This is a genomic window from Lelliottia sp. (assembly GCF_045627565.1).
GTDB lineage: Bacteria > Pseudomonadota > Gammaproteobacteria > Enterobacterales > Enterobacteriaceae > Enterobacter.
Window position 1 is genome coordinate 136,897 of record NZ_JAZQNX010000010.1, and the last position, 16,223, is coordinate 153,119.

Annotated in this window: 13 protein-coding genes and 1 riboswitch; of the genes, 4 read left to right on the top strand and 9 right to left on the bottom strand. The window is 56.3% G+C overall.

Features of this window, described 5'->3' with window-relative positions; genetic code table 11:
• Nucleotides 1–96: 96 nt before the first annotated feature.
• The 4 genes from polB to araB all read right to left on the bottom strand — a co-directional run bounded on the left by polB (nucleotide 97) and on the right by araB (nucleotide 6,544).
• Nucleotides 97–2,454, bottom strand: a complete 2,358-nt coding sequence (gene polB, locus ACKI5T_RS08460) for a DNA polymerase II (RefSeq protein WP_407437005.1) — start codon at nucleotides 2,452–2,454, stop codon at nucleotides 97–99.
• Nucleotides 2,455–2,574: 120 nt separating this feature from the next.
• Complete coding sequence (araD, locus tag ACKI5T_RS08465) at nucleotides 2,575–3,270, bottom strand: L-ribulose-5-phosphate 4-epimerase (RefSeq protein ID WP_133631717.1); 696 nt, start codon at nucleotides 3,268–3,270, stop codon at nucleotides 2,575–2,577.
• Nucleotides 3,271–3,321: 51 nt separating this feature from the next.
• Nucleotides 3,322–4,824: an L-arabinose isomerase gene (araA, locus tag ACKI5T_RS08470; RefSeq protein ID WP_012016018.1), complete on the bottom strand. Its 1,503-nt coding sequence runs from the start codon at nucleotides 4,822–4,824 to the stop codon at nucleotides 3,322–3,324.
• Between the two features lie 10 nt (nucleotides 4,825–4,834).
• The gene (araB, locus tag ACKI5T_RS08475; RefSeq protein WP_407437008.1) at nucleotides 4,835–6,544 is read right to left on the bottom strand and encodes a ribulokinase; all 1,710 of its coding nucleotides are present in this window, start codon (nucleotides 6,542–6,544) and stop codon (nucleotides 4,835–4,837) included.
• Between the two features lie 337 nt (nucleotides 6,545–6,881).
• On the opposite strand from araB, the gene araC reads away from it, so the two are divergent.
• Together araC and ACKI5T_RS08485 are read left to right on the top strand one after the other, a co-directional pair.
• On the top strand, nucleotides 6,882–7,724 hold the full coding sequence (gene araC / locus ACKI5T_RS08480; RefSeq protein ID WP_235134727.1) for an arabinose operon transcriptional regulator AraC: 843 nt from the start codon (nucleotides 6,882–6,884) through the stop codon (nucleotides 7,722–7,724).
• Nucleotides 7,725–7,852: 128 nt separating this feature from the next.
• Nucleotides 7,853–8,620 carry a DedA family protein gene (locus ACKI5T_RS08485; protein ID WP_407437010.1) on the top strand — a complete coding sequence of 256 codons (768 nt, stop codon included), beginning with the start codon at nucleotides 7,853–7,855 and terminating at the stop codon, nucleotides 8,618–8,620.
• A 287-nt stretch (nucleotides 8,621–8,907) separates the two neighbouring features.
• On the opposite strand, the gene thiQ is transcribed toward ACKI5T_RS08485, so the two are convergent.
• The 4 genes from thiQ to sgrR form a co-directional block, all read right to left on the bottom strand.
• Entirely contained in the window at nucleotides 8,908–9,621 is a 714-nt protein-coding gene (gene thiQ / locus ACKI5T_RS08490) for a thiamine ABC transporter ATP-binding protein ThiQ (RefSeq protein ID WP_407437012.1), read from the bottom strand.
• Entirely contained in the window at nucleotides 9,605–11,215 is a 1,611-nt protein-coding gene (thiP, locus tag ACKI5T_RS08495) for a thiamine/thiamine pyrophosphate ABC transporter permease ThiP (RefSeq protein WP_407437014.1), read from the bottom strand. Before thiP ends, thiQ begins: the two co-directional genes overlap by 17 nt.
• Entirely contained in the window at nucleotides 11,191–12,174 is a 984-nt protein-coding gene (gene thiB / locus ACKI5T_RS08500; protein ID WP_407437016.1) for a thiamine ABC transporter substrate binding subunit, read from the bottom strand. Before thiB ends, thiP begins: the two co-directional genes overlap by 25 nt.
• Nucleotides 12,175–12,205: 31 nt before the next feature.
• Nucleotides 12,206–12,306, bottom strand: a riboswitch (TPP riboswitch).
• A gap of 36 nt (nucleotides 12,307–12,342) precedes the next feature.
• Nucleotides 12,343–13,998: an HTH-type transcriptional regulator SgrR gene (gene sgrR / locus ACKI5T_RS08505; RefSeq protein ID WP_186752459.1), complete on the bottom strand. Its 1,656-nt coding sequence runs from the start codon at nucleotides 13,996–13,998 to the stop codon at nucleotides 12,343–12,345.
• Nucleotides 13,999–14,086: 88 nt separating this feature from the next.
• On the opposite strand from sgrR, the gene sgrT reads away from it, so the two are divergent.
• Both sgrT and ACKI5T_RS08515 read left to right on the top strand, forming a co-directional pair.
• Nucleotides 14,087–14,239, top strand: a complete 153-nt coding sequence (gene sgrT, locus ACKI5T_RS08510) for a glucose uptake inhibitor SgrT (RefSeq protein WP_012016026.1) — start codon at nucleotides 14,087–14,089, stop codon at nucleotides 14,237–14,239.
• Between the two features lie 120 nt (nucleotides 14,240–14,359).
• Nucleotides 14,360–15,538 (top strand): sugar efflux transporter, encoded by a 1,179-nt coding sequence (locus tag ACKI5T_RS08515; RefSeq protein ID WP_407437018.1) that lies wholly within the window; start codon nucleotides 14,360–14,362, stop codon nucleotides 15,536–15,538.
• 71 nt (nucleotides 15,539–15,609) lie between these two features.
• Here ACKI5T_RS08515 and leuD read toward each other — a convergent pair whose 3' ends face one another.
• The gene (leuD, locus tag ACKI5T_RS08520) at nucleotides 15,610–16,215 is read right to left on the bottom strand and encodes a 3-isopropylmalate dehydratase small subunit (RefSeq protein WP_059180134.1); all 606 of its coding nucleotides are present in this window, start codon (nucleotides 16,213–16,215) and stop codon (nucleotides 15,610–15,612) included.
• Nucleotides 16,216–16,223: the final 8 nt, after the last annotated feature.

Here is a 16,223-nt window from a genome sequence, read left to right on the forward strand (position 1 = left end):
TAGTTCAACCGCCGTCGCAGAATGACGGCCATCGAAAAATGGGTCCGGGAATGGAAAGGGCGCTATGGTACTGGATGACGGCGTTTTCGTCACGCGTCAAAATAGCCCAAGTTGTCCTGTCATGAGTGTAGCAAAATCATCGTCGACGAAAGGTAAAATTCCATCGGCGACGGGCATAAGCTGTCGCGTGAGGTAGTGATCGTAGTCGAGCGGCGACTGTTGATAATCCACCGGCTCCGGGCCGCTGGTGGTCCACACATACTTAATGGTCCCCCGATTTTGATACTGCGGCGCGCGGCCACGGCGCACGTTTTCCTCATCCGCCAGACGCGCTGCGCGAACGTGCGGGGGCACATTACGCTGGTACTCTTCCAGCGGGCGACGCAGGCGCTTGCGATAGACCAGTTGGCTATCCAGCTCGCCGGCCATCAGGCTGGCAATCGTCTCGCGGACGTAATCCTGATACGGTTCGTTGCGAAACACGCGCAGATATAGCGTTTGCTGGAACTGCTGCGCCAGCGGCGTCCAGTCAGTGCGCACGGTTTCCAGGCCTTTAAATACCATGCGTTGCTCTTTGCCTTCCTGAATTAACCCCGCGTACCGTTTCTTGCTGCCCTGTTCCGTACCGCGGATCGTGGGCATCAAAAACCGGCAAAAATGGGTTTCGAATTCCAGCTCCAGCGCGCTGGTTAAGCGCTCTTTTTGCAAATGATTGTGCCACCAGTCGTTCACGAAAGAGACGAGATGTTTGCCGATTTTGGCGGCGTCCTCTTCGCTGTGCGCGCCTTTTAGCCAGACGAACGTCGAGTCGGTATCACCGTAAATCACGTCATAGCCCTGCGACTCCACCAGCGCTTTGGTCTGGCGCATAATTTCGTGTCCACGCATAGTGATCGACGAGGCCAGACGCGGATCGAAGAAGCGGCAGGCGCTGGTACCCAGCACGCCGTAAAAAGCATTCATGATGATCTTCAGCGCCTGGGAGAGCGGCTTATTGCTATGACGTTTGGCTTCTTCGCGGCCATGCCAGATCTGGCTGACGATCTCCGGCAGGCAGTTTTTCTCGCGCGAAAATCGTGCGCCTAAAAATCCTTCGGTACTGTGCGCCTCGTCGGGCTGCGCCATGCCTTCCACCAGACCGACCGGATCGATCAGGAACGTGCGAATGATCGACGGATACAGACTTTTATAATCCAGCACCAGAACCGAGTCATACAGCCCAGGCCTGGAGTCCATGACATAGCCGCCAGGGCTGGCCTGGGGAGGGACTTCGCCAAGATTGGGGGCGACGTAACCAGCGCGGTGCATACGGGGAATATAGAGGTGACCAAACGCGGCGACCGAACCGCCGTGACGATCGACCGCCAGACCATTGACGGTCGCGCGCTCTAACAGGAACGGCATAATCTCCGTCTTGTGGAAAATGCGCGTTACCAGCTCGCAGTCTTTCAGGTTATAAGTGGCCAGCGCCGGTTTATCTTCGTGAAAGCGCCGGTCGATCTCATCCATGCGATCCCACGGATTATCGATCGATTTCCCTTCACCGAGCAGCTCTCGCGACACCGCCTCCAGCGAGAAAGAGGAAAAACTCCAGAAAGCCGATTTCAGCGCGTCGATACCGTCGATGATCAAACGGCCATTCGCCTGGGCGAAAAACACGCCGTTCTTGAAACCGTGCTCTCGCCACTCAAGCTCGCTATTGCCGCGCCCGAGAACCAGCGGAATGCGATAGCGTTCGGCGTGTTTTTGCAGGACGCGCAAATCAAACTGCACCACGTTCCAGCCGATGAGCACATCGGGATCGTGTCTGGCAAACCACTGATTCAGTTTTTCGAGTAATTGCGGGCGGCTGTTAACGTACTCAAGCTCAAAGTCCAGCCCGGACGCATCGCCGTTTGGCGGCCCAAGCATATACACAATGCGTTGCCCGCAGCCTTCCAGCCCGATGCAGTACAGCTCGCCGTGGCGCGTGGTTTCTATATCCAGCGACACCCATTTTAACGGGGGACGATAATGTGGATTGGGTTTCAGGCGGGCGTTGGTGAGCTTGCTGCCCTGCGGGGTACCGTCGACCCAAACGGGGGCGGTGATAAAACGCTCCATCAGGAAACGTTCAGGCGGGCGGATATCCGCTTCATACAGGATAACGTCTGCTTCGCGCAGCAGCTTTTCGTAACGCATCAGCTGGCGATGGGCGCGACAATAAAGGCCGTATACGGGCTGGCGGTGGAAATCTTTCAGGTCCAGCGGCGTGATGCGCCAGCCGTTCTCACCGCGCAGCACCTCCTTCGTTTTTTCGACGTGTTGTTCCGGGATAAACGCCACGGACTCCTGCGGCGGCAGCGTCACGTTTAGCGGGCCGGTATCCGTCGCCAGCCAGAATTCGACCTCGGTGCCCTGCGGGGTATCCCGCCAGTGCCGGGTCAGTAAAAAGCCTTCTTGCGCCTGCGCCACGCCGTTATCCCATCAAACAAAACCAGGCCTGATTATAGCCTGGTTAAGGTTTTTATGCTGGGATTTTATACAGGTATTATGGCGTGCGTTTTGCAGCCCTCTCACGGGGAGAGGGCGCGATCACTGGCCGTAATAGGCCTTCGCGCCGTGTTTACGCAGATAGTGTTTATCCAGCAGCGTTTGTTGCATATCGGGTAGTTGCGGAGAGAGTTGCCGCGTAAAGATACCCATATAGGCGATCTCTTCCAGCACAATGGCGTTATGTACCGCGTCTTCGGCGTTTTTGCCCCACGCGAACGGGCCGTGAGAGTGCACCAGCACGCCCGGCATCTGTGCGGCATCGAGTCCCTGTTTTTCAAAGGTCTCGACAATCACGTTGCCGGTTTCCCATTCGTACTCGCCGTTGATTTCGCCGTCGGTCATTTTACGCGTGCAGGGCACCGCACCGTAGAAATAGTCCGCGTGCGTCGTGCCCGTCGCCGGAATGGAAAGCCCGGCCTGCGCCCAAATAGTGGCGTGGCGAGAGTGCGTGTGCACGATGCCGCCAATCGAGGGAAATGACTGATACAGCAGGCGATGGGTCGGTGTATCAGAGGAGGGCTTTTTGTTGCCTTCCACTACTTCACCGGTCGCAATACTGACAACCACCATATCGTCGGCGGTCATCACCGTGTAATCCACGCCGGACGGCTTGATGACAAATACACCCTTTTCACGATCGACGGCGCTCACATTGCCCCAGGTCAGCGTGACGAGGTTGTGTTTTGGCAGAGCCAAATTCGCGTCGAGTACCTGACGTTTGAGATCTTCTAACATGCAATCCTCCAGGAAAAAAAGCCCGCCCTGCGGCAGGCTAAAGGTTCCCTGTTAACGTTTTGAACCGTAATACACTTCGTTCCAGCGCAGCGCGTCTTTAAACGCTGGCAGACGGGTATCGTTGTCGATAACGGTCAGCTCGATGTCGTGCAGTTCAGCGAACTGGCGCATATCGTTCAGGTCCAGCGAATGGCTGAAGACGGTGTGGTGCGCACCACCGGCCACGATCCACGCTTCGGATGCAGTCGGCAGATCCGGCTGGGCTTTCCACAGCGCGTTTGCCACCGGCAGTTTCGGCAGAGAGTGCGGGGTTTCGACGGTGTCGACGCAGTTCACCAGCAGGCGGAAACGATCGCCCAGGTCTATGAGGCTGGCGTTAATCGCCGGGCCAGTGCGGGTGTTGAAGATTAGGCGTGCCGGATCGGCTTTGCCGCCGATGCCCAGGTACTGCACGTCGAGGATCGGTTTCTCTTCAACGGCGATCGAAGGACACACTTCCAGCATGTGCGAGCCCAGCACCAGATCGTTGCCGTTCTCGAAGTGGTAGGTGTAATCCTCCATAAATGAGGTGCCGCCCTGTAGACCGGTCGACATCACCTTCATGATGCGAAGCAGGGCGGCGGTTTTCCAGTCGCCTTCGCCCGCAAAGCCGTAGCCTTGCTGCATCAGACGTTGTACCGCCAGGCCAGGAAGCTGTTTCAGGCCATGGAGATCTTCAAACGTGGTGGTGAACGCATGGAAACCGCCCTGTTCAAGGAAGCGCTTCATGCCCAGCTCAATACGCGCAGCATCCAACACGTTCTGGCGTTTATCGCCTTTAATCTGAGCGGCCGCGGTCAGGCGATAGCTGCTCTCGTATTCATCGACAAGTGCGCTCACATCGCCATCGCTGATTTCATTCACCACCTGCACCAGATCGCCAACCGCCCAGGTATTCACCGAGAAGCCAAACTTGATCTGCGCGGCGACTTTATCGCCGTCGGTGACGGCCACTTCGCGCATGTTATCGCCGAAACGCACCACTTTTAGATGGCGGGTATCTTGTTTAGACACGGCCTGACGCATCCAGGAACCGATACGTTTCTGCGCTTGGCTGTCCTGCCAGTGACCGGTCACTACCGCGTGCTGCTGGCGCATACGTGCACCGATAAAACCAAACTCGCGGCCGCCGTGTGCGGTCTGGTTCAGGTTCATAAAGTCCATATCGATGCTATCCCATGGCAGGGACGCGTTGAACTGGGTATGGAACTGCAGCAGTGGTTTATTGAGGATGGTCAGGCCGTTAATCCACATTTTGGCCGGAGAGAAGGTATGCAGCCACACCACCATACCGGCGCATTTATCGTCGTAATTGGCGTCGCGGCAAATGTGGGTGATTTCGTCTGGCGTGGTGCCAAGCGGTTTCAGCACCAGTTTGCACGGCAGTTTGGCTTCTGCGTTCAGCGCATTAACCACGTGTTCCGCGTGTTGAGTCACCTGACGCAGCGCTTCTGGTCCGTATAAATGCTGGCTGCCAATCACAAACCACACTTCATAATTATTAAAAATGGTCATTATCGTGTCCTTAATGTGTCAGGGTTGTCGGTTTTTCCGCGCTGTTTTTGGCGGGGGCGGCGACAGGGAGATAGTGTTGTTCAGCGCTTTTCGACCATTGCAGGTAGCGCTGATAAAGTTGTTCAAAGCGTTGTGCTTGCTGAGGGCGCGGCTGAAGCGTGTTTTCTACTTTGCTCGCCATGTGCTGCTGTGCGGTCGGGATATCGGCGTGCACGCCTGCCGCGACGGCGGCAAAAATCGCCGCACCCAGCGCGCAGCACTGATCGGAGGCGACAATTTGCAGCGGACGATTCAGGACGTCGCAGCAGGCCTGCATGATCACCTGATTTTTACGGGCGATACCGCCCAGCGCCATCACCTCGTTTACGGCGATACCTTGTTCGGTGAAGCACTCCATAATCGCGCGCGCCCCAAACGCGGTTGCCGCAATCAGGCCGCCAAACAGCGCAGGCGCATCGGTTGCCAGGTTGAGATCGGTAATCACCCCTTTGAGACGTTGGTTGGCAAACGGGGTACGGCGACCGTTAAACCAGTCGAGAACCACCGGGAGATGATCAAGAGACGGATTTTTTGCCCACGCCTCGGTGAGCTGCGGGAGCAGCATTTTTTTGCTGGCATCAATTTGCGGTTTCAGCTCCGGATGCGTTGCGGCCAGCTGATCCAGCGGCCAGCCCAACACACGTCCAAACCAGGCGTAGATATCGCCAAAGGCGGACTGCCCGGCTTCGAGACCGATAAAATCAGGGACAACGCTCCCGTCAACCTGGCCACAAATGCCTTTCACCGCGCGGTCGCCCACGGTAGCTTTATCGGCGGTCAAAATGTCGCAGGTTGATGTGCCGATCACTTTGACCAGCGTATTCGGCTGCGCGCCAGCGCCAACGGCACCCATATGGCAGTCGAACGCCCCGCCGGAAATCGCGACGTTTTGCGCCAGACCCAAGCGTTGCGCCCACTCTTCGTTGAGCGTGCCTACCGGGATATCGGCGGTGAAGGTGTCGGTAAAGAGCGGGTATTTCAGGTTCTGGTTGATAATCGGGTCGAGCTCATCAAAGAACGCTGCAGGCGGCAGACCGCCCCAGCTTTCGTGCCAGAGCGATTTATGCCCTGCACTGCAGCGCCCGCGGCGGATATCCTCAGGTCGCGTTGTGCCGGACAGCAGCGCCGGAACCCAGTCGCACAGTTCAATCCAGGAGACAGCAGCTTGCGCTACGGCAGGGTCCGCGCGGGTGACGTGCAGGATTTTTGCCCAGAACCATTCGCTGGAATAAATCCCACCGATGTAGCGCGAGTAGTCGGCTTTGCCCGGCTGATGGCACAAACGGGTGATGGCTTCGGCTTCTTCGACCGCGGTATGGTCTTTCCACAGCACGAACATGGCGTTCGGGTTATCGGCAAATTCAGGACGCAGCGCCAGCACGCGGCCTTCAGCATCGACAGGCGCAGGCGTTGAGCCGGTGCTGTCCACGCCGATTCCGACAATCTGCGCACGCTGTTCTTCGCTTAACTCGGCCAGCACGGTTTTGATCGCCGCTTCCATCGATTCAATGTAATCACGCGGGTGATGGCGGAACTGATTATTTGGCGCATCGCAGTAACGCCCCTCTTGCCAGCGCGGATACCATTCGACGCTGGTCGCTATTTCCTGACCCGTACGACACTCCACCGCCAGAGCGCGTACCGAGTCACTTCCAAAATCGAGGCCAATCGCAATTGCCATTTCTGTTGCTCCATCAAAAAACGGGTATGAATCAACATTAGAGATTGAGGGAAAAAATCGTCAGGCAGGATCCGCTAATCTTATGGACTAAATTGCTGTTAAGGTTGAAAGTGTGACGCTGTGCAAATAATCAATGTGGACATTTCTGCCGTAGTTATAGACACTTTTGTTACTGCTGTTTCACCTGAAGTAGCGGATAAATCTGGGGTAAATGCTGAATTAAGGCGGATCGGAAAGCGCGGGGATGCGATAAACGTCTTTTAACGCCCCGTTTTTAGACTGCTTTTCTCGATATGGACAATTTGTTTCCTTCTTGACCGTTGGGAGTCACCAATTTATGGCCGAAATACAAAACGATCCCTTGCTGCCGGGTTACTCCTTCAACGCCCATCTGGTCGCGGGTTTGACCCCCATTGAAGCCGACGGTTACCTCGACTTTTTTGTCGATCGACCGCTGGGAATGAAGGGTTACATTCTGAATATCACCGTGCGTGGCGAAGGGGTTATCCAGAATAACGACAAGCAATTTGTCTGTCGTCCGGGGGATATTTTGCTGTTTCCACCGGGAGAAGTTCATCACTACGGACGTCATCCGGACGCCAAAGAGTGGTATCACCAGTGGGTCTATTTCCGCCCGCGTGCTTACTGGCAGGAGTGGCTGGCGTGGCCGGCAATTTTTGCGCACACCGGTTATTATCGTCCTGATGAGGCGCACCAGGCGCAGTTTCGCGAACTGTTTGCCCAGATTATTGATGCGCAGGTGGGCGGGCGCTACGCCGAACTTTTGGCGATAAATCTGCTGGAACAACTGCTGCTACGGCGCATGGAGGCGATTAACGAATCGCTTAACCCGCCGCTGGATCACCGCGTGCGCGACGCGTGCCAGTACATCAGCGACCATCTGGCGGACAGCCAGTTTGATATTGCCGGTGTCGCCCAGCACGTGTGCCTCTCGCCATCGCGTCTGTCGCACCTGTTTCGCCAGCAGCTTGGTGTCAGCGTGTTGAGCTGGCGAGAGGATCAGCGCATCAGTCAGGCCAAACTGTTACTCAGCACTACGCGAATGCCGATCGCCACCGTCGGGCGCAACGTGGGCTTTGAAGATCAGCTCTATTTTTCGCGCGTATTCAAAAAATGTACCGGTGCCAGCCCAAGCGAATTCCGCGCCGGATGTGAATAAACGGTAAAAAAAATTAAACAAGCAGGTGAAGTCCGGCAGCAACCAGTAAACTATTCAGACAATTGTTGTCTTGACGCGGCAGGAAGCTCTTCGCAGAATCCCTGCTTCGTCATCTGACCGGAATCGTTATGCAGGCATTGCTGGAACATTTTATTACTCAATCCGTCGCGTATTCGCTGATTGCTGTCGCGCTGGTGGCCTTTCTGGAATCGCTGGCGCTGGTGGGATTGATTTTACCCGGGACAGTCATGATGGCGGGACTTGGCGCCCTGATTGGCAGCGGGGAGGTTAACTTCTGGCAAGCATGGGTGGCCGGGATTATAGGTTGTCTGCTGGGCGACTGGCTGTCGTTCTGGCTGGGCTGGCGCTTCAAAAAGCCTCTGCACCGCTGGTCCTTCATGAAAAAGAACAAAGCGTTGCTCGATAAAACGGAACACGCTCTGCATCAGCACAGCATGTTTACCATTTTAGTGGGGCGATTTGTCGGCCCGACACGTCCGCTGGTGCCGATGGTTGCCGGGATGCTGGATCTGCCGGTCGCCAAATTTATTCTGCCAAACGTCATCGGCTGCATCCTTTGGCCGCCGATCTATTTCTTGCCTGGGATCCTGGCCGGTGCGGCGACCGATATTCCTGTTGATGCCCAAAGCGGTCACTTCAAATGGCTGCTGTTAGCCACCGCGCTGATGATGTGGGTCGGGGTTTGGCTGTGCTGGCGTTTATGGCGCAACGCGAAAGCCGGAACGGATCGTCTGACGCACTACCTGCCGCGCAGTCGTTTGATCTGGCTGGCACCGTTACTGCTGGGCGTTGCCGTGGTAGCGCTGGTATCGCTGATTCGTCATCCGCTGATGCCGGTATACGGTGAGATTTTACTGAAGGTGGTCAGCCGGTAATTTTCTTCTTTCCGTTCGTGGTTTTCCCTCTCCCCGTGCGCACGTCGATGGTTCTCTCCCGCTCCCTCTGCGCATGACGGCGGTTTTTTCTCTTCCCGTACGCACGTCGATGGTTCTCTCCCGCTCCCTGTGCGCATGACGGCGATTTTCTCTCTCCCTGTGTGCACGTAGGCAGTTTTCTCCCTCTCCCTGTGCGCATGACGGCGATTTTCTCTCTCCCTGTGTGCACGTAGGCAGTTTTCTCCCTCTCCCTGTGGGAGAGGGTCGGGGTGAGGGCATCAGACAACTCAGTATCTAACCGGCTGCGAATGTACCCCCAACAGCGCTGAGGCGCTCGCGTTTCCGCTAAGCAGCGCCTGAGTCTCGCCGTCCCAGGCGATGCGTCCGTCGGCAATCACCACGGAGCGTGGCGCAATTCTGGCGGCGTCTTCCACGCTGTGCGACACCATCAGCATCGTGAGTTGTTTCTTCGTACACACGTCTTTGACCAGCTGCAGCATCTCTTGTCGCAGCGCCGGGTCGAGCGCCGAGAACGGCTCATCAAGCAGTAAAATCGGCTGCTCCCGAACCAGGCAGCGCGCCAGCGCCACACGCTGACGCTGTCCGCCGGACAGTTCTCCCGGCAAGCGATCGATAAAATCCATCAGCCCCATCTGTCGGGCGATGTCTTCAAGCTTCTCGCGCTGCGCAGCCGTCAGTTTCAGTCCCGGATCCATTCCCAGCCCGATGTTCTGGCGGACCGTCAGATGGGTGAACAGATTATTTTCCTGAAACAGCATCGACACCGGACGCTGCGAGGGCGGCGTGTGGGTATGATCCTGACCGTTAATCGTCATCTCCCCGCGCGCGGGCGGCAGGAAACCGGCAATCAAATTGAGCAATGTGCTTTTCCCCGCCCCACTGGGACCGAGGATCGCGATTATCTCCCCTTGCTGCGCGGTCAGAGTAAAACGCATCGGCAGGTGCTGGTAAAGCCAGGTTACATCAGTCAGTTTTAGCATCACGCCCCGGAAGTTTTTCGATAACAGTGAACAAGGTAAAGCACAGCAGAAGGAGTAGCAGCGCGGTGACTGCGCCATCCTGACTGCGATAGGAGCCGATTTGCTGGTAGAGCCAGAACGGCAGCGTGCGGAAATCGTCATTGCCAAACAGCGCCACGACGCCGAAATCGCCAATCGACAGCACGCTGGCAAAGGCCAGCGCCTGGGCAATGGGGCGTTTAAGTGCGCGGAGTTCGACCACTTTCAACCGCCGCCAGCCGCGCATTCCCAATGACTGACAAAGCAGCGTGTAACGGGAACTGACGTCGCGCATCGGGTTTTCCAGCACTTTGAGCGCGTAGGGTATTGCCATCAGCGCGTTGGTGAAAATCACGATGCCGTCCGCGTGCTCTGGCAGGCCGACAGTGCTGTTAAACAGCAAGAAGAAACCGGTCGCCAGAACAATGCCTGGCATCGCCAGAATCAGCATGCCGCTGAGCTCCAGCGCCTGTCCGGCGACTCTGGCCTGGCGCGCGTACAGCTCACGGCTGCTCCACAGCAGCATCATGGTCAGTAAGACACACAGCAAACCGGCACCAAGTGCAATCCGCAGCGAGGTGCCCGTTGCTTGCCACAGTACCGACTGTTGCAGCACGGAAATCACATTCAGATTGAGTCCATCCACCACCACCGCGAGCAGTGGCGGGAGCAACAGCAGCAACGCCAGCGCGATGAGCGTGATGTCCGTAATGCGGCTGCGCCAGCGATCCTGCGGGTCTCGCCAGCCGCTGACCTGATGGCTGCCCACTGCAATGGCTTTGCTCAGGCGCTGGCTAAGTAGCACTAGCCCCAGACAGCAGAACATCTGAACCATCGCCAATATCGCCGCTCGGCCCGGATCGTAGTCAAAGCTCAGCGCCTGATAAATCGCGAGTTCAATGGTTGTCGCCTGCGGCCCACCACCCAGCGACAATACCGTCGCAAAGCTGGCGAAACAGAGCATGAAAATCAATGCGGCAACCGGGGGGATCTGGCGGCGCAGCCACGGCCATTCAACAAAACGGAAGAACGTCCAGCCGCGCATACCGAGCTGTGCGGCGAGCTGGCGCTGTTCTCCAGGGATATTTTCCAGCGCCTGTAAAAACAGTCGCGTCGCCATCGGCATATTGAAAAAGACGTGGGCCAGCAAAATGCCCTGCAGACCATAAGGCGAGAAGGTCCACTCGATGCCGAAAACGTTGAGCAGCGCGGCGATCCAACCCTGTCGTCCATAAACGCTCAGAATGCCGAAGACGGCGACCAGCACCGGTAAAATCAGCGTCATGGCGCACAGGCGCAACAGGATTAGCCTGCCGGGAAAGCGGCGTCGATACAGGGCGCGAGCCAGAAAAATCGCCGGTACAACGGAGAGCAGGGCAGAGAGAAACGCCTGCCAGAAAGAGAAACGCACGACATGCCAGAGATAGCTGTCATGCCAAAGCGCGACGAGATCGCTCTCAGGTGCGTTAAACCACAGCGCCAGAAATGCGCCCAGGCTGACGACCACCATCAAAATGGCGGCAATCAGCCCAGGAATCAGCCAGCCGGGGATCAGCGGCTGACGGCGCGTTGCCATTCACTGATCCATGCGGCGCGCTGGCTGGAAATCTGTTGCGGGGTAAATTCCAGCGTGGTTTGTGGTTTGGTCAGCTGATCAAAACCTGCAGGCAGCGTCACGTTGGTTACCGGATACATCCAGTTGCCGGTTGGGATCGCATTCTGGAATGCCGGTGAGACCATAAATTTCAGGAACTTTTCAGCCAGTTCAGGCTGTTTGCTGGCTGCCGTACGTGCGGCCATTTCCACCTGCAAATAGTGCCCCTCAGAGAAATTCGCCGCCGCGTAATGGTCTTTTTTCTCTTCGATGATGTGATACGCCGGAGAGGTGGTGTAGCTCAGAACCAGATCGCTTTCGCCCTTAAGGAACAGGCCGTAGGCTTCACTCCAGCCTTTGGTGACGGTAACGGTTTTCGCCGCCAGCTTCTGCCATGCTTCTGGCGCTTTGTCACCGTAGACTTTTTGCATCCACAACAGCAGGCCCAGACCCGGCGTGCTGGTGCGCGGATCCTGATAAATCACGCGCCATTTCTGGTCGCTCTCAACCAGCTCTTTCAGGCTCTTTGGCGGATTTTTCAGCTTATTTTTGTCATACACAAACGCGAAGTAGCCGTAATCGAACGGCACGAACGTGTCATTTTTCCAGCCGCCGGGAACGTTAACCGCATCGTTCGCCACACTGCTTTTGGCGAACAGTTTGGTTTGTGAGGCCGCGTCCAGCAGATTGTTATCGAGACCCAGCACCACGTCGGCTTTGCTGTTTTTACCTTCCATGCGCAGACGGTTCAGCAGCGAGACGCCATCTTCCAGCGCCACGAATTTCAGCTCGCAGTTACAGTCGGCCTCAAAGGCTTTTTTGACGACCGGTCCAGGGCCCCAGTCAGCGGCGAAGGAGTCGTAGGTGTAGACCGTTAAGACGGGTTTGGCAAAAACAGGCAGCGCAAACAGCGCCAGCAGGGGGAGAACTTTTTTTAACACTTTGCACCTCAAAGTTGAGTGGCAAAGGATTTTGAGCGACAGCCTCAAATCCCTTCGCCGGCGTTATCCGGATCAGGTTCGACGGGTATTATCTCAGCGCACATCGTCGATGCAGCACCCCGTTGAGAACAGCAGTAGTGTAATGATTTGGTGAATATTACGAAAGTGTTATGGTTCCGGCGGTGCAAACCAGGCCGATTTAAAGTCAAACCAGCCTAAGGTATTCATTCTCAAACCGCGCATACTGCGCTGCCCCTGGATCATCAGCCAGTGGTGGATAAGCGGAACCATCGCCTGCTGCGACAGCAACTGCTGACACCAGACGGCGAGATTCATCTCTCCGGCGCGCCATTGTGCTGCGTCCTGCTGCCAGTCGCGAGCAATACAGTGCTGAATAAGCGGGATTTCAAACAGATGCGAGAACAGGGAGAAGTCGAGCGGCAGGGTGAAATTGGCGCTGTTGAGCCAGATATCGCTCACCGCTTCGCCGCGGTGCCACTCATCGTATTCCACTTCCTGAATCTCGAGCTTCACGCCCTCTGCGGCCAGCAGTTTGCTCATGATTCGGGCAATAAAACGGTGTTCAACGTGCTCGCGATAATAGGTCAGGGTGATGGATTCCAGCCCGGCGGGTTTCTCGCCGCGCCCTGGACGGGCATGGTGCCAGCGAGGAAGGAGCCCATACGCCGGGAACCAGTAAGTCTGGTGCTGCTCTTCCGCCTGATAAATCAGATTGGCAGGGGCGAGAATTTGGCTCACCCACTGGCGCACCTCACGGCTGGCTCCGCGATGCGTTCGGGCATCAAACAGCAGGTAATAACAGCCCTCTTCAAGGCGGCTCTCAACCGCTTTCTCGCCTTCGGTGGGGCCTTCCAGCGTCAGGCCAGGGCTGAACTCTTCGCTGATGTCGGGCAGCACCCAGACATTCACTTCGTCAATCAGTGCGCGATAACCAAAGTAATCATCAAAAGCGCGGATCTTGAGCTGATTATTGTTGTTACGCGTCACCGCGTAAGGACCGGTGCCAACAGGCTGGCTGGCAAACTGGGGCATCGATTGCCACTCGTGAGGCAAAATCATCGACGGCACATAGCCCATCAACCACGGCAGCCACTGATCGGGTTGCGAAAGTTCGATATCCAGCGTCCAGGCTGTCGGTGAATGGATGCGTGAGATATGCGAATAGAGCGGCAGCTCGCGGGCGCGTTGCAGCGACGCGATAACATCGCCCATTTCCAGCTCACGGCCATGATGAAAATGAATGCCTGGACGTAAAAAAAAGCGCCAGTGCAGGGGCGAAAGCTGTTGCCAGTGGTGGGCGATATCGGCTTCCAGTTCCCCGTTTTCCTCATTTATGCGCGTCAGACCACTAAAGATCTGTCGTGCCATGTGCGTTTCGGATCGACGTAATGCGCTGCCGGGTAACAGATTTTTCATCGGGCGATAGTAGAGAACGCGCAGAATATGGCGTCCCTGGCGGAAGCTACGGCCTAAATGTGAGACCAGCATTTGACGCACTGCAGCCTTATCGCCGACCAGTTGCACCAGTTGATCGATACGATCCTGCTCCAGCAGATCCTCGGCGCGCTGTTGTTGCAGGGCCAGTCCCGTATAGAGGAACGTCAGGCGCGAACGTTTACCGCGCCCGGCTTCGGCCTCCCAGTTGAGCCAGCCCTGCTGCTGCATGGTGTTGAGCAGCGTGCGCATATGACGGCGTGAGCAGTTCAGGAGTTCAGCCAGCTCGTTGAGCGTGGTCTCCCGCTCCTGACCTTCGCAGCACTGCCAGAGGCGGATGAATTGTTGTTGCAGACGACCTGACGCCATAAAAGGGGAACTCCTGCCAAAAAATCATCAATTTATTAATCCCTATATTAAGCCAATAATCATTTCCGATGAAGCAAGGGAGTGAATGATGAAGAGGTCAACCGCACGTCAGTTTTATCAGCAGTACTTTTTAGCGACAAAAGGAGTGTCCTGGCTGGCCCGCCAGTGCGCCGAGCAGCGGCTGAAAATGCTGGAAGAATTGATGCAGTGGGAGGTTACGCAAACGACTTCTGAACGCTGACTTGCCTCGATCATGTGTGACTGAGTATTGGTGCTTATCACCCGCCAGCAAAATGTTTTTGCTGGCTTTTTTCGTTTACTATTCCACCTGTTTATTCTTCGCTTTAACAAGGATCTGCGCATGCTCTGGTTGATGACGATGGGCCGCCGCCTCAATGGGGTGTACGCCGCTTTTATGCTGGTGGCGTTTATGATGGGCGTGGCGGGAGCGCTTCAGGCGCCGACGCTGAGCCTGTTCCTGAGCCGCGAAGTCGGCGCACAGCCGTTCTGGGTCGGGCTGTTTTATACCGTCAACGCCATCGCCGGGATTCTGGTGAGCCTGTGGCTGGCGAAACGCTCGGACAGCCAAGGCGATCGCCGCAAGCTGATTCTGTTTTGCTGCGCGATGGCGGTCGGCAACGCGCTGTTGTTCGCGTTCAACCGCCATTATCTGACGCTTATCACCTGCGGCGTGCTGTTGGCATCGCTGGCCAATACGGCCATGCCGCAGCTCTTTGCTCTGGCGCGCGAGTATGCCGATAACTCGGCGCGTGAAGTGGTGATGTTCAGCTCGGTAATGCGTGCGCAGCTTTCCCTGGCGTGGGTCATCGGCCCGCCGCTGGCGTTTATGCTCGCTCTGAATTACGGTTTTACCATGATGTTCTCTATCGCGGCGGGGATTTTTGCCATCAGTCTGGTGCTGATTGCGTGCGTGCTGCCGTCGGTTGCCCGGATAGAGCAGGCGACGGATAAGCCCGTGACGCAGATTAGCGGCTGGCAGAATAAAAACGTGCGCATGCTGTTTATCGCCTCGACGCTGATGTGGACTTGCAACACCATGTACATCATCGACATGCCGCTGTGGATCAGTAGCGATCTGGGTTTGCCGGACAAACTGGCGGGGATCCTGATGGGTACGGCGGCCGGGCTGGAAATTCCGGCGATGATCCTGGCGGGTTATTACGTCAAACGCTTTGGTAAACGCCGGATGATGGTGGTGGCGGTTGCGGCAGGGGTACTGTTTTATCTCGGTTTAATTCTGTTTCACAGCCGCGAGGCGCTGCTGGCCCTCCAGCTGTTTAACGCTATTTTCATCGGGATTGTCGCCGGGATCGGCATGCTGTGGTTCCAGGACCTGATGCCCGGAAGAGCCGGGTCAGCGACGACGCTTTTCACCAACAGTATTTCAACCGGCGTGATCCTGGCGGGCGTGATTCAGGGCGCGCTGGTGCAAAGCTACGGGCATTTTGCGGTGTACTGGGTGATTGCGGCGATTTCTCTGCTAACGCTGGCGCTAACCTGTCGCGTGAAGGATGTGTGAAATGAGAAGGGGAAGTTTAAAGCCTGGTTTTGCACGCTAATCAATGGCCCGCTCGTCGCGGGCCATTCGCTTTAGTTCATAAATGCAGGCTGCTTGTTCTCGTAGGCTGCAATAGAATCTTCATGCTGTAACGTCAGTCCGATGCTGTCCAGACCGTTGATCATGCAATGGCGACGAAATGCATCAATGCTAAAGGCATAAGTTTTATCGCCCGCTTTGACGACTTCCGCTTCCAGATCCACTTCAAACGTGATGCCTGGATTGGCTTTTACCAACGCGAACATTTCGTCGACCTGCTCGTCACTCAGCGTCACGGGTAACAGCTGGTTGTTGAAGCTGTTGCCGTAAAAGATATCGGCGAAACTCGGCGCGATGACGACCTTAAAGCCGTAATCTGTCAGCGCCCACGGAGCGTGCTCACGAGATGAACCGCAGCCGAAGTTTTCACGCGTTAACAGAATCGAAGCGCCTTTAAATTCCGGGAAGTTCAGCACGAATTCTGGATTCGGCTGTTGACCTTGATCGTCAAGGAAACGCCAGTCGTTAAACAGGTGCGCACCAAAGCCGGTGCGGGTGACTTTCTGCAAAAACTGTTTTGGAATAATGGCGTCAGTATCCACGTTTGCCGCGTCCAGAGGGACAACCAGGCCTGTATGCTGGGTAAATTTCTCTGCCATGATTGTCT